The sequence below is a fragment of the Nocardioides cremeus genome, assembly GCF_030518195.1.
In the GTDB taxonomy this organism is placed as follows: Bacteria; Actinomycetota; Actinomycetes; order Propionibacteriales; family Nocardioidaceae; genus Nocardioides; species Nocardioides cremeus.
The window spans coordinates 1-12,544 of sequence record NZ_JAULSC010000021.1 but is presented as its reverse complement, the minus strand read 5'-3'; the positions used below and the strand labels follow the sequence as shown (position 1 = coordinate 12,544).

The following is a 12,544-nucleotide window of genomic DNA, read 5'->3' as shown; positions in this document are numbered from 1 at the left end:
CTCGAACGGGTTCCCCGGGTACCCGGGGAAACCGCAGCCTCACTGGCCGAGCATCGCCCCGACGCGCTGGCGCTGGAAGCCGGGGAAGACGACGGCGGGGGAGGCGGGGGTGCGGGCGGCGACGACCTCGGCGAGCACGGAGCGGTAGTCGGTGGTGACGGGCACGTCGGCGTCGAGGCCGGAGCCCAGCGGCGTCCAGGAGCCGTGGTAGCCGCCGCGGACTCCGGCCCCGGCCAGGAGCATCACGGTGCCCCAGCCGTGGTCGAGGCCGTGGTTGGCGTTCTCGGCGACCCGGCGCCCGAACTCCGAGACCGTCACCAGCGTGACCCGGTCGGCGACGGGCCCGAGGTCGTCGAAGAAGGCGGCGATGCCGCGGGCCAGGGAGTCGCCCTCGCGGCGCATCCGGCCCCAGGCCAGGGTGCCGAGGTCGGTGTGCATGTCCCAGTCGCCGTGATCGACGGTGACCAGCGAGACGCCCACGTCGCCGCGCAGCGTGCGCGAGACCGAGGCCAGGGCGCGACCCAGGTCGTCGTCGGGGTACGACGCGTTGCGGTCGGCCTGCGCCCGCGCCGGCTCGAGGTCGCCGACCGCCTGCATCGCCGAGCGGAAGGCGCGTCCCATCGAGGTCGGCGACTTCTTCCACATCCGCTCCAGCGAGCGCACCCGGGTGCCGTTGGGGTCCCACTGGTCGTCGCCGGCGATGCCGGTCTGGTCGAGGGAGCGGAATCCCATCACCGGCTCGGGGCCGAAGAGCGAGGTGGGCACCTCGGCCCGACCGGCCGCGAGGCCCTGCAGCGGGGAGGAGCCGGGCAGCTCGCCGAGCAGCCGGTTGAGCCAGCCGACCCGCTCGGTGGAGCCCGGCGCGGCGTCCTCGACGGCCTCCATCGCCGCGAAGTGCGACCGATTGACCACCGGCAGGCCGGTGCCGTGCACCGCGGCCAGCCGCCCCGAGCGCCACAGCGGCAGCAGCGGCTCGAGCGAGGGGTGCAGGCCGAAGAAGCCGTCGGGCACCAGCAGCTTCTCGGCCGGTACGGCGATCCGGGGGCGCGCCGCGTAGTAGGCCGGGTCGCCGTGGGGCACGACGAGCGAGAGCCCGTCGGCCGCGCCGCGCAGCGACAGCACGACCAGCACCGAGCCGGCGCCGGTGGTCGACGTCGTCGCCGCGGTCGGTGCGGCCGCGGCGGCCGGGCCGGCAGCGCTGACCACGGCGGAGCCGACGCTCCAGGTGAGCCCGGCGGCGCCGAGGCCGCGCAGCAGGCCGCGCCGCGACAGGGCGGCGTACTCGGGGCAGCCGCAGGGGGCGGGGCTGCCGGGGACGGTGAGCTGGGGGGTGCTCAAAGGGGGGTCCTCAGCGGTGGTAGTGGTGCGGGTGGTCGAGCAGCACGCCCAGCAGCCGGTTGAACTGCCAGGCCATCAGCCGGTGGTCACGGGTGATCCGCTCACCGGGCCGGGCCTCGACCGCCTCGCACGCCGCGCGCAGCAGCTGGCGGCTCGAGCGGCGCCCGTGCACGGCGCGGGAGAGGTGGTCGACCAGGTCGCGGAACTCGATGGGCAGCTCGGGGGTCCAGTCCTGGGGGGACTGCCAGGTGACGCCCTTCTTGGGCCACCAGCCGCCGGCCAGCGACCAGTGCACGTCCATCGAGGCCAGCGCCCGGCTGGGGGAGGCCCACGGGTCGCCGTGCAGGGGCGGGCCGTCGGGGCGGGGCCAGGCGGCCGGGCGCAGCCCGACGGCGTCGCTCTGCCACAGCACCGCGTTGGCGGCGTGGTCGCCGGCTTGCGGCGCGACCACGCGCGCGCCGAGCGCGCGGTAGGAGGCCACGACGTCCTCGGCGGGGTCGCGCAGCTTCTGGCCCTTGGCCTGGCGGAACTCCTGGGTGCGCACCAGCGCGCGCAGCACCGGCACCACCGCGGTGTCGTTGGCCAGGTAGACCGCCGCGAGCTCGTCGACGACCTGCTCGGAGGGGGTGTCGCTGATGAACTTGACCGCCAGCCTGCGCGCGATGCGCCGCGCGGTGGCGGGCTGCCGGGCCAGGTGGCGCAGGTAGCGGCGGGTCAGGGCGCGGCCGTCGGGGTCGGCGTTGGCGTCGCGGAAGTCGCCGACCGCGACCGGACCGGTCCAGTGGTCCTTCGGCGAGTAGGAGGCCTCCCAGGTGCGCCACAGGTCGACGCGCCAGCCGGTGAGGATGCGCGCCGAGGCCTTGACGTCGTCCTCGGTGTGCGCGCCGACGCCGACGGTGTGCAGCTCGAGCAGCTCGCGGCCGAGGTTCTCGTTGGGGTGCGACTTCGTCGAGGTGGCGTTGTCGAGGAAGACCAGCATCGCCGGGTGCGTGATGGCCTCGACGAGCAGCTCGTCGAAACGGCCCAGGGCGTGGCGGCGCACGACGTCGCCGTACGACGAGCGCCACACGCCCTGCGCGTCGCCGTTGGCCGGCACGTGCAGGTGCGACTCCCAGAAGTCGGTCATCACCTCGTGCACCTGGTGGGTCGAGGTCATCCGGCGCACCAGCAGGCGCCGGGCGTAGTCGGCCATCACCTCCCACGTGCCGCGCCCGCCGCTGACCTGGCGCTGCCAGATGGTGGCGGCGTCGAGGTGCAGGTCGGGCCACCAGTCGCACAGCCGGGCGTCGGCGGCGGCGTCGTAGGGCCGGTCGAGCTGGGCGTCGAACCAGGCGAGCCCGCCGCCGGCGCGCTTGACCGAGGTGACGAGCTCGGGGGTCAGCCCGTAGGAGAAGCGCAGTGCCAGGTGCCGGGCGGCACCCCCGAGCGTGGGGGTGGTCCGGTAGCGACCGGGTGCGTACGGCGACGGCACGGGGACCTCTTCTCAGGGCCGGAGCGGGGGGAGGTGGAGCGGGGGGGGCGGGGGGAGGTGGAGCGACGCCGGGGGATGACGTGGGGTCCACTGTGGGCTCCCTCGCGGCGGTCCGGGGGGTCTCCGGGCCTGTTCCGGCCGCTCGACGCCGAGATCTGTCCGACCGGGGCGGGGCATGGCCCGAACGGACTACGTCGGTCGCAGCCGAGGGTCGGTAGGGTCGGCCGACCAGACCTGTCCCACCCCAGATCCGTCCCAGCCCGCACCGTGGAGGCCACCCGTGTCCGAGCAGAACCCCTTCCCGCCGCCTCCGCCCCCGTCGGGAGAGCCGCAGCCGGCCCAGCCGCCGCCGCCCTACGGGTACGCGCCGCAGGCCTACGCCCAGCCCCAGCCGCCGGTGCCCGGCCAGGGGCCGGTCGGCGAGGTGCGCAGCACCGGGGTGGCGATGCTGCTCTTCGTGGTGACCTTCGGGATCTACGGCTGGTACTGGTGGTTCAAGGTGCACGAGGAGATGAAGCGCCACACCGGGCAGGGCATCGGCGGCGTGGTCGCCCTGGTGCTCGCCATCTTCGTCGGCATCGTGATGCCCTACCTGACCTCCGCCGAGGTCGGCACGATGCAGGAGCGGGCCGGGCGCCGGCGCACGGTGAGCGGCGTGACCGGGCTCTGGTACTTCCCGGGCATGTTCATCCTGGTCGGCCCGATCATCTGGTTCGTCAAGACCAACGGCGCGATCAACGACTACTGGGAGTCGCTGGGCGCTCGCGGCTGAGCCCCGGCACGTCCGCGAGGTCCCACAGGTGCCGGCTGCTCGGCACCAGGTCGAGGTCGCGGTCGGCGCCCATGCGGGCCACGCTGGCCATCAGCTGCTCGAGGCGCCGGCCCAGCTCGGCGTCGTCCCCGCCGCTGCCGTAGAAGGCGTGCACGTCGCGCACGGCGGCGGCGGGGAACAGCTCCTCGACCAGCGCCTCGACGCGCTCGTCGGCCGGAGCCGGTGTGCCGAGCGGGGCCGTGCAGATGTTCTGCACGTAGCCGGTGGTGGCCTGGGTGCGGATCGCCACGCCGGTGTGCTCGACCAGCCACCGGTGCAGCCAGGTCTCGCGGTCGAGGTCGGCGGGACGCCGCAGCACCGCGACGTTGGCCAGCTCCTCGGCCCGGGCGCCGTCGTAGCGCTCGGCGGGGTCGAGGCGGCGGCGCTCGTCGACCACCCAGCCCGAGGTCGCCCCGACCGCGTCGGCGACGACCGCGGCCACGCCGGCCGGGTCGTGCGCGGGGTCGGACCAGACGCTGAGCACCGCGCTCACCGGGGCGGCGGTGGCCAGCCGCAGCGCCGGCGCGACGTGCTCGTCGTCGACGTTGAGCTGCACCCGCACCGCGCCGGCCCCGGCCAGCTCGTCGCGCAGCGCGGCGGCGCGCAGTGGCGCCGGGTCGGCGCGCACCACGAACATCGTCTTGGTCGTGCCCGCCGGCAGCCAGGTCGTCATGCGCGGCAGCCTAGGGGAGCGGCTCCTCAGGCCCCGGGCAGCGCGTGCACCAGCCCGCGCACCAGGTCGTACGTCGCCCGGTCGGCCGCCGCGACCAGTCCCGCGGGGGCCGGCTCCTGGGGGCGGTAGGGCCCGCCCTCGAAGGTGCCCAGCACCCCGCCGGCCTCGCTGAGCAGCAGCGAGCCCGGGGCGTGGTCCCACGGCTTGGTCTTGCGGTAGAGCGCGTAGTCGGCCCCGGCGTCGCCGCCCTCGACCACCCGCGGGTAGTCGACGCCGCAGCAGACCCAGGTCAGCTCCAGCGCCTCGAGGGTGCCCAGCGCCCGCCCGATCCAGCCGCGGCGCGAGGTGACGCCGCGCAGCCGCTCGCCGACCGGCGGCCGGGTGATCCGCTGCCCGTCGCGCCAGGCGCCGCGCCCGCGCTCGGCGACGTACGCCGTGCGGTGCTGGGGCTGCCAGATCCAGCTGCGCTCGACCTCTCCGCCGCGCAGCTCGGCGATCATCATCGCGTGGTCGGGCGAGCCCTTGACGAAGTTCTTGGTGCCGTCGACCGGGTCGATCGTGAACGCGTGGTCGGCGTCGGCGAACCGCGCCAGCACGGACTCGTCGTCCTCGGCGGCCTCCTCGCCCAGGATGACCGCGCGGGGGTAGGCGCCCTGGAGCACCTCGGTGAGCCGGACCTCGGCCTCGCGGTCGGCCACGGTGACGAGGTCACCGGGGTTCTTCTCCTCGACCTCGGCGTCGCCGAGGCTGCGGAAGCGGGGTTCGACGACCTCCTCGCCCACGGTCCGGAGCAGGGTCAGCACGTCGGATGTCTGCACGTGCTGACCGTACCCAGGTCGGGCTCAGGCCGAGGCGGGCAGGCCCTGTGCCGGCAGGTCGTCGACGGGCAGGGGCACCAGCCGCTGGTCGGTGGCCAGGTGCACCACGTCGGAGACCACGCCGGCGCGCCGGCAGGCCCGGCCCAGCTCGCGCGCCCACGTGCGGTCGAGGTCGTCGGGGCCGTGCCGCCCGGGCCGGCTGCGCAGGAAGACCCAGCGCCCCGGCGGGGTGCCGCCGACGCGCAGCAGGAGGGTGGTCAGCGAGTCGAGGTCGTCGCGGACCGGCTCGTCGGCGCAGTCCTCGATCTCGAGCAGCCGCCGGGTGGGGCGGTCGTCCTCGTCGAGGTGCAGCACCCACGTGGAGGTGCGGGTGAATCCGAGCTCGCCCATCAGCGCCCGCCACAGCCGCAGCAGGTCGCTCTGGCTGCGCACGGGGGCGGGGTCGTGGGAGAGGGGCGTGGGGTCGGGTGTGGTGTCCATGGCGAGCACGCTGCCCCCTCGCGACCCCGCCCGCGACCGGCTCTCCACAGGGCACCCGGGGAGCACCTCGGTGGCCGCCGGTCGTCCACAGGCGGGCGTCGCGGGCCTTGACAGGCCCGACCGGCCAGGCCTCACAGCACCGAGCGGTAGACCTCCATGGTCCGCTCCGCGATGGCCGGCCACCCGAAGGACTCCACGGCGCGCCGGCGCCCGGCCCGGCCCATCGCCGCGGCGCGGTCGGGGTCGGTGACCAGCGAGGTCAGCGCCTCGGCGAAGTCGGCGACGTAGCGATCGGGGTCGAGCGGGGTGCCGCTGCCGTCGTCGGCCTGCTCGATCGGCACCAGCAGCCCGGTGGGCTCCGCGGCGCCGTCGGGTGCGACGACCACCTCGGGGATGCCGCCGGTCGCGGTCGCGACCACCGCGGTCTCGCAGGCCATCGCCTCGAGGTTGACGATGCCCAGCGGCTCGTAGACCGACGGGCAGGCGAAGACGGTCGCAGCGCTGAGCAGCGCGACCACGTCGGCGCGCGGCAGCATGTCGGCGATCCACACGACACCGTCGCGCCCGGCACGCAGGTCGGCGACCAGCGCCTCGACCTCGGCCATGATCTCGGGGGTGTCCGGCGCCCCGGCGCAGAGCACCACCTGCACGCCGGGCGGCAGCGCGGCCACGGCCCGCAGGAAGAGCGGCAACCCCTTCTGGCGGGTGATCCGGCCTACGAAGACCACCGAGGGCCGGTCGGGGTCGACGCCGAGGCGGCGTACGCGCTCGGGGTCGTCGACCGGGGTCCACAGCGCGGTGTCGATGCCGTTGTGCACCGTGTGCACGCGGTCGGGGTCGACGGCGGGGTAGGAGCGCAGCACGTCGTCGCGCATCGCGGCGGACACCGCGATCACCGCGGCCGCCGACTCGTACGCCGTCCGCTCGACCCACGAGGAGAGCCGGTAGCCGCCGCCGAGCTGCTCGGCCTTCCACGGCCGCAGCGGCTCCAGGGAGTGCGCCGAGACCACGTGCGGCACGTCGTGCAGCAGGCCGGCCACGTGCCCGGCGAAGTTGGCGTACCAGGTGTGGGAGTGCACCAGGTCGGTGCCGGCGCACCCGGCGGCGATGGCCAGGTCGACGCCCATCGTGCGCAGCGCGGCGTTGGCGTCCCCGAGATCGGGGAGATCGGCGTAGGAGGAGGTCAGCGGCTCCTCGCGCGGCGCGCCGAACGCGTGGACCCGGGCGGTCAGGTCGTCGCGCGCCCGCAGCGCACGCACCAGCTCGGCCACGTGCACGCCGGCGCCGCCGTACACCTCGGGCGGGTACTCCTTGGACAGCACGTCGACTCGCACCCCACGAACCTACTCGCCCCACGCCGGTCCTGTGCAGACCCAGCGTGTCGGGAGTCACAGCGCAGTACGGTGTCGCCATGAGCTCCTCGGCGCGCAAGAAGGTCCTGGCGATCGTGCTGGCCGGCGGTGAGGGCAAGCGGCTGATGCCGCTGACCGCCGACCGCGCCAAACCGGCGGTGCCCTTCGCCGGGATCTACCGGCTCATCGACTTCGCGCTGAGCAACGTCGTGAACTCCGGCTACCTCAAGGTCGTCGTGCTGACCCAGTACAAGTCGCACAGCCTCGACCGGCACGTCACCCAGACCTGGCGGATGTCGACCCTGCTGGGCAACTACGTCACCCCGGTGCCGGCGCAGCAGCGGGTGGGCAAGCACTGGTACCTCGGCAGCGCCGACGCGATCTTCCAGTCCCTCAACCTGATCAAGGACGAGAAGCCCGACATCGTCGTCGTGGTCGGCGCCGACCACGTCTACCGGATGGACTTCGCGCAGATGGTCGACCAGCACGTCGAGAGCGGCGCCGCCTGCACCGTGGCCGCCATCCGGCAGCCGATCGGGATGGCCGACCAGTTCGGCGTTATCGACGTGCACCCCGAGGCGCCCTCGCGCATCCGCGACTTCCTCGAGAAGCCCACCGACCCCGTCGGCCTGCCCGACAGCCCGGGCGAGGTGCTGGCCTCGATGGGCAACTACGTCTTCGACGCCGACGCGCTGGTCGACGCGGTGACCCGCGACGCGACCACGACCGGCTCCAAGCACGACATGGGCGGCGACATCGTGCCCGCCTTCGTGCGCCGCTCGCAGGCGGGCGTCTACGACTACAAGGACAACGTGGTGCCCGGCGCCACCGACCGCGACAAGGGCTACTGGCGCGACGTCGGGACCCTGGGCTCCTACTACGCGGCCCACATGGACGTCGTCTCGCCGCTGCCGGTCTTCAACCTCTACAACTTCGACTGGCCGATCTACACCTCCTACGGCCCGCAGCCGCCGGTCAAGGTGGTGCAGGGCGCCGGGGGCGTGCCGGGCGTGACCGACGAGGCGGTGCTCTCGCCGGGCGTGGTGGTGACCGGCGGGCAGGTACGCCGCTCGGTGCTCTCGCCGGCCTGCTGGGTCGACAGCGGCGCCGACGTGAGCGGCTCGGTGCTGCTCAACGGCGTGATCATCGGGGCCGGTGCGGTGGTGCGCGACGCGATCCTCGACAAGAACGTGGTCGTGCCCGCGGGCGCGCGCATCGGGGTCGATCCCGAGGAGGACCTGGCCCGCGGGCTGATCGTCCAGGACGGACTGACCGTGATGGGCAAGGACCAGCAGCTGCCGCGCTGAGCCTGGGGTCCCTCGGGGTCCCTCAGCCCGGGGCGGCCGGGAGGATGCCGGCGGCGCGCCCCACCTCGGCGTACGCCTCGGCGAGGGTGGCGACGGTCTCGTGCGCGTTGAGGCCCGAGGGGTTGGGCACCACCCACAGCTCGCTGCCGGCCATCGGCTCGGGCTGGCGCCCGACCTGTGCCTTGGCGTCGCCGAAGGCGCTGCGGTACGCCGTCACACCCGCCACCGCGACGACGCGGGGGCGCACCTCGGAGACCAGCGCGTGCAGGCGCTCGCCGCCCTCGACCAGCTCGGCGCGCGAGAGCTCGGAGGCCTTGGCCGTGGCGCGGCGCACCAGGTTGGTGATCGCGATGCCGCGCCGGCGCAGCACGTCGCGCTCCGCCTCGCTCATCCCGGCCGCCGGGTCGATCGGCTCGTCGATCACCCCCGCGCGCAGCAGCGCGGGGTAGAAGCGGTTGCCGGGGTGGGCGAAGTGGGTGCCGGTCGCCGCGGTCCACAGCCCGGGGTTGATGCCCACGAAGAGCAGCCGCACGTCGGGGCCCAGCAGGTCGGGCACCTCCGCGTCACGGAAGGACTCCAGCTCGGCGCGCGAGAACGATCGACCCACGCCCCGAGCCTCCCACGCCCCGCCGCCCCAGCGCCGAGCCGGCCCGTTCGAACCGGCCGGCTCGGCGTGGAACCGGGGCGGCGTGGGTACCGTCGCATCCTCATGCGACCTCTCGGAGCCCTCCTGCACCTGCCCGCTGCGGTCCTGCTGACCGCCTCCCTGGCGGCGTGCGGCGGCGAGGCGGCGGACGAGCGCGCCGAGGACGGCGCTGTCGGCACGGACGCCGGCGTGGGCGAGGGTGCGGGCGCGCCAGTGGTGCTGCGCGAGCGCCTGGTGACCGCCACCGATGCGGGGGAGGGGCCCGGCGAGGTGGCGGTGCCGGTGGGTGACGACGCGGCGCTGGCCGGCTTCACGGCCGACTTCACCGAGGGCTTCGCGAGCGACGTGGTCGAGGCGGCCGCGGCCCTCGAGGTCGAGGGCGACGAGGAGCTGGCGGCCCAGGTGGTGGCGATCGGCTGCGACGAGCCGACCAGCGTCGCGGCCCGTCGTACGCCGGCGGGCGTGGTGCTCGAGCCGGGCCCGCTGCCGAGCCCCGGGCGGCAGTGCTTCGCGCCGATGACGACGGTCGCGGTGGTGGTGCTCGAGGCGGGCGCCCTCAGCGCTGGGTGACGACCAGGCCGTTGGCGACCTGGCGCAGCGACCCGTCGGAGGGCGAGTTCTGCACCTGCAGCGAGCCCGACTCGCGCGCCACCATGGTGCTCGAGCCGCCGCCGTCGAGGTTCAGCGCCTCGTCGGCGCCGAGCTCGACCATGGTGCGGGCGAGCTCGACGAGGGTCTGCCCCCGGCTGGTCGAGGAGCGCCCGTCGACGACCAGCAGCAGCACCTCGTTGGTGTCGCGGTCGATGCCGACCGCGGTGCGCGGGTGCATCTCGCTGTCGTCGACGACCTGCACGACGCCCTCGTCGATGAGGGCCTTGCTGCCGGTGACGACCATGGAGGGCCGCCCGGCCAGCCACCAGCTCACGGTGGCGCTGCCGGTGCGCAGCTTGCGCAGCTGGCGCGCGCCCTCGCCGCGCCCGACGAGCACGAGCCCACGGATCTTCGACCCGGGGCGCAGCCTGGCCCGGTTGGAGACGACCTTGCCGCCGCGGACCTCGACCATCCGGATGTCCTTCTCCTGGCCCTGGGTGACGGCGTAGCCGGGGGAGGCGCCCCAGCGCTGCGTGTAGACGCCGATGCCGCCGGGGGCCACGAAGTGGGAGTTGAAGTTGGTGACGCTGGCCTGCGGGCGCTCCTTGATGGCGCCGCGCAGGTTCACCTCGCCGACCTGCGCGCGGCCCTTGCGGGTCAGGTAGAACGCGGCGTTCCAGCCGCTCTCACGGGCGTTGAAGAGCCCCCGGGTCACCGAGCGGCCCACCCCGAGCGGGGCGCCGGTGCGGCCGATGTCGAAGAAGTCGCCGTTGACCGCGGCGATCGCCTGGCGGGCCCGGGCCAGCGACATCACGTCGTCGGTGGCGGCCACCTTGGTCGGCGCCGCGTAGTCGAGGCGCAGGCTGCTCTCGTCGAGGTCGACGGCGAGCAGGTGGGAGCGCACCGGTCCGCGCGCGTCGGTCTCGCTCCACGACGAGAACCGCACGCCCGGGGCGATGCGGCGCTGCTCGAGCACCACGCGCGTGGTCGGCTCGTCGTCGTACGCCGATGCGCGCGGCGCGACCCGACCGCGCAGCCCGTCGGAGCTGTGCGGGCCGTCGACACCCGCGTGCACCGGCAGGCCCGGGTCGATGCGGCCGCCGGGACCCGTGCGGTCGGTGGGGTCGGTGGGGGAGTCGTCGGCGAGCGCGGGCGCGCCGAGGCCCGCGAGCACGACGGCGAGCGCGAGGGCGGTGGTCCGAGAGCGGGGAAGCACCGCCCAAGGTTAAGCGCGCCCGGGGCCCGTCCGGCGCAGGTGCAGCACCGTGTCCTCGAGCACGATCGCGCCCGGGGTGCGGCTGCTCATGCCGACGAAGGTCTCGCTGAACGGGCTGGCCAGCAGGTAGAGGTTCTGGCCCGCCGGCACGCGCACGCCGACCGCCGGCAGCGGGATGCGGCGCCGCTCGCCGACGACCGGCAGGGCCTCGCGCAGCGGCAGCACGTTGTTCTGCACCAGCCGGGCGTTCAGCGGGCTGGTGCCGACGGCCAGGCCGTAGAAGGCCCGGTTCTCGACGCCGGCCGCGGTGACGTCGGCGGTGAGGTACGCCGAGCCGGCCACCTCGATGGGGCCCTCGGCGACGAGGGTCCCGACCGGGACGCCCGCAGCGGTCGAGGTGGCGACGGTGCCGAGGTCGACCTTGCGGTTGGTGCGCTCGGTGCGGGTGGTGATGCACTCGTCGGTCGGGGTCGCGATGTGCAGGCGGCCGTAGCCGCCCAGCCCGGTGCGGCGCCCGCGCAGCTGCTCGTCGAAGAAGCGCAGCGAGAGCTGCTCGAAGTCGCCGCCGGCGAGCTCGGCGCTGCACGGGTCGGAGGTGATCGAGACGCCCATCGGCAGCACCGCCGGCAGCACGTGGCCGCCGTTGTAGCCGACGAAGATGCTGTCGCGACGGGCCCGCTTCGTCAGGGCCGTGCGCCAGTTCTCCAGACCCTCCTGGAGGGGGAAGAGCCCGTCGGTGGTGCCCTGGCCCAGCAGCACCGGGATGTCGAGGCGACGGCCGTTGGCGACGTGCCACGCGGGCCCGTTCTTCTTCATGAACGCGACCATGTCCTCGGTGCCGGGCACCGAGCCGTCGGGCCACTGGCCGAGCGCGGCACCCTCGACGAGGGCCTTGTAGACGTTGCGGGGCAGGGCGTCGTCGGGCACCGAGGCGGCCGCCAGCAGCAGCGCCCACTCGGTGCGCACCACGCCCTCGGGAGCCAGGCTGGTGAACAGGTCGTTCCAGGTGATCTGCGGGGCGAGCGCGTCGAAGACGGGCCGGCCCTTGGTGCGCAGCGACTCGAACGCGCCGAGGAACTGGTAGCCGCCGCCGTAGGAGCCGCCGATCGCGCCCAGGCGCGGGTCGCCGGGCCGGTCCTGCTGCACCCACCCGAGCCGGCTGACCAGCCGCACCAGGCGGCGTACGTCGTGGCCCTCGAAGGCGGGGTTCTCGACGTGCGCGTGGCCACCGGACTCGCCCCAGCCGCGCTGGTCGAAGGAGAGCACGCCGTAGCCCGCCTCGAGGAAGGTGTCGAAGGCGGCGGCGTCGGTGGTGCGCGAGCCGCCCCAGCCGTGGCTGTGCACGATCATCGGCACCGGGCGCTTGCGGGTCGCGCCCGCCGGGCGGAACAGCGAGTAGCAGATCTCGACCGCGTCGCTCTCGCCCGGCTCGGGCACGCTGCTGACGCAGCCGTCGCTGACCCGCACCTGCTCCACCGACGCGGCGTACGCCGACGGCGCGACCGACCCGCCCGGTCCGAGGCCCAGGGAGGTGAGCCCCAGGGTGGCCAGGGTGGCGGCCGCGGTGGCCAGGGCGGTGACTCGACGCATGTGTGCTCCCGGGTGGATGGTGACGACCGGCACAACGAGCACACGGACCCGGGGTCACGCGACCCGGCGCCAGTTCACGGCGTATGCCGCTCCGTTGGTCGAGCAGGGAGGAGCGCCAGCGACGAGCGACGCCGAGACCCCGTGAGGTGCCCACTCGCCCTACGCCATGGGCTCACCGGGTCTCGAGACGGTTGCTGCGCAACCTCCTCGACCAACGACGCCGGTGGTCGAGCAGAGCGGAGCGCAAAACA

Annotated in this window: 12 protein-coding genes; 3 read left to right on the top strand and 9 right to left on the bottom strand. The window is 74.7% G+C overall.

What is annotated here, in order from left to right:
• Positions 1 to 39 precede the first annotated feature (39 nt).
• Positions 40 to 1,338 (bottom strand): DUF1501 domain-containing protein, encoded by a 1,299-nt coding sequence (locus tag QWJ41_RS17030; RefSeq protein WP_302709612.1) that lies wholly within the window; start codon positions 1,336 to 1,338, stop codon positions 40 to 42.
• A gap of 10 nt (positions 1,339 to 1,348) precedes the next feature.
• Positions 1,349 to 2,809, bottom strand: a complete 1,461-nt coding sequence (locus tag QWJ41_RS17025) for a DUF1800 domain-containing protein (RefSeq protein WP_302709611.1) — start codon at positions 2,807 to 2,809, stop codon at positions 1,349 to 1,351.
• A gap of 280 nt (positions 2,810 to 3,089) precedes the next feature.
• Between QWJ41_RS17025 and QWJ41_RS17020 the strand changes: the two genes are divergently transcribed.
• On the top strand, positions 3,090 to 3,581 hold the full coding sequence (locus QWJ41_RS17020; RefSeq protein ID WP_302709609.1) for a DUF4234 domain-containing protein: 492 nt from the start codon (positions 3,090 to 3,092) through the stop codon (positions 3,579 to 3,581).
• Here the strand turns inward: QWJ41_RS17020 and QWJ41_RS17015 are convergent.
• The 4 genes from QWJ41_RS17015 to glgA form a co-directional block, all read right to left on the bottom strand.
• Positions 3,544 to 4,293, bottom strand: a complete 750-nt coding sequence (locus tag QWJ41_RS17015) for a hypothetical protein (protein ID WP_302709608.1) — start codon at positions 4,291 to 4,293, stop codon at positions 3,544 to 3,546. The two genes, QWJ41_RS17020 and QWJ41_RS17015, sit on opposite strands and share 38 nt — an antisense overlap.
• 26 nt (positions 4,294 to 4,319) lie before the next feature.
• Positions 4,320 to 5,111: an inositol monophosphatase family protein gene (locus QWJ41_RS17010; protein ID WP_302709607.1), complete on the bottom strand. Its 792-nt coding sequence runs from the start codon at positions 5,109 to 5,111 to the stop codon at positions 4,320 to 4,322.
• Positions 5,112 to 5,135: 24 nt separating this feature from the next.
• Positions 5,136 to 5,591, bottom strand: a complete 456-nt coding sequence (locus tag QWJ41_RS17005) for a hypothetical protein (protein WP_302709606.1) — start codon at positions 5,589 to 5,591, stop codon at positions 5,136 to 5,138.
• Positions 5,592 to 5,722: 131 nt separating this feature from the next.
• Complete coding sequence (gene glgA / locus QWJ41_RS17000) at positions 5,723 to 6,925, bottom strand: glycogen synthase (RefSeq protein WP_302709605.1); 1,203 nt, start codon at positions 6,923 to 6,925, stop codon at positions 5,723 to 5,725.
• A 77-nt stretch (positions 6,926 to 7,002) separates the two neighbouring features.
• Between glgA and QWJ41_RS16995 the strand changes: the two genes are divergently transcribed.
• Complete coding sequence (locus QWJ41_RS16995) at positions 7,003 to 8,250, top strand: glucose-1-phosphate adenylyltransferase (protein WP_302709604.1); 1,248 nt, start codon at positions 7,003 to 7,005, stop codon at positions 8,248 to 8,250.
• A gap of 22 nt (positions 8,251 to 8,272) precedes the next feature.
• On the opposite strand, the gene QWJ41_RS16990 is transcribed toward QWJ41_RS16995, so the two are convergent.
• Complete coding sequence (locus tag QWJ41_RS16990) at positions 8,273 to 8,857, bottom strand: mismatch-specific DNA-glycosylase (protein ID WP_302709602.1); 585 nt, start codon at positions 8,855 to 8,857, stop codon at positions 8,273 to 8,275.
• 102 nt (positions 8,858 to 8,959) lie between these two features.
• Here QWJ41_RS16990 and QWJ41_RS16985 point away from each other — a divergent pair, with 102 nt between their 5' ends.
• Positions 8,960 to 9,466: a hypothetical protein gene (locus tag QWJ41_RS16985; RefSeq protein ID WP_302709601.1), complete on the top strand. Its 507-nt coding sequence runs from the start codon at positions 8,960 to 8,962 to the stop codon at positions 9,464 to 9,466.
• Here the strand turns inward: QWJ41_RS16985 and QWJ41_RS16980 are convergent.
• Both QWJ41_RS16980 and QWJ41_RS16975 read right to left on the bottom strand, forming a co-directional pair.
• Positions 9,453 to 10,703 carry a phosphodiester glycosidase family protein gene (locus QWJ41_RS16980; RefSeq protein ID WP_302709600.1) on the bottom strand — a complete coding sequence of 417 codons (1,251 nt, stop codon included), beginning with the start codon at positions 10,701 to 10,703 and terminating at the stop codon, positions 9,453 to 9,455. The two genes, QWJ41_RS16985 and QWJ41_RS16980, sit on opposite strands and share 14 nt — an antisense overlap.
• Before the next feature lie 9 nt (positions 10,704 to 10,712).
• Positions 10,713 to 12,293, bottom strand: a complete 1,581-nt coding sequence (locus QWJ41_RS16975; RefSeq protein ID WP_302709598.1) for a CocE/NonD family hydrolase — start codon at positions 12,291 to 12,293, stop codon at positions 10,713 to 10,715.
• Positions 12,294 to 12,544 lie beyond the last annotated feature (251 nt).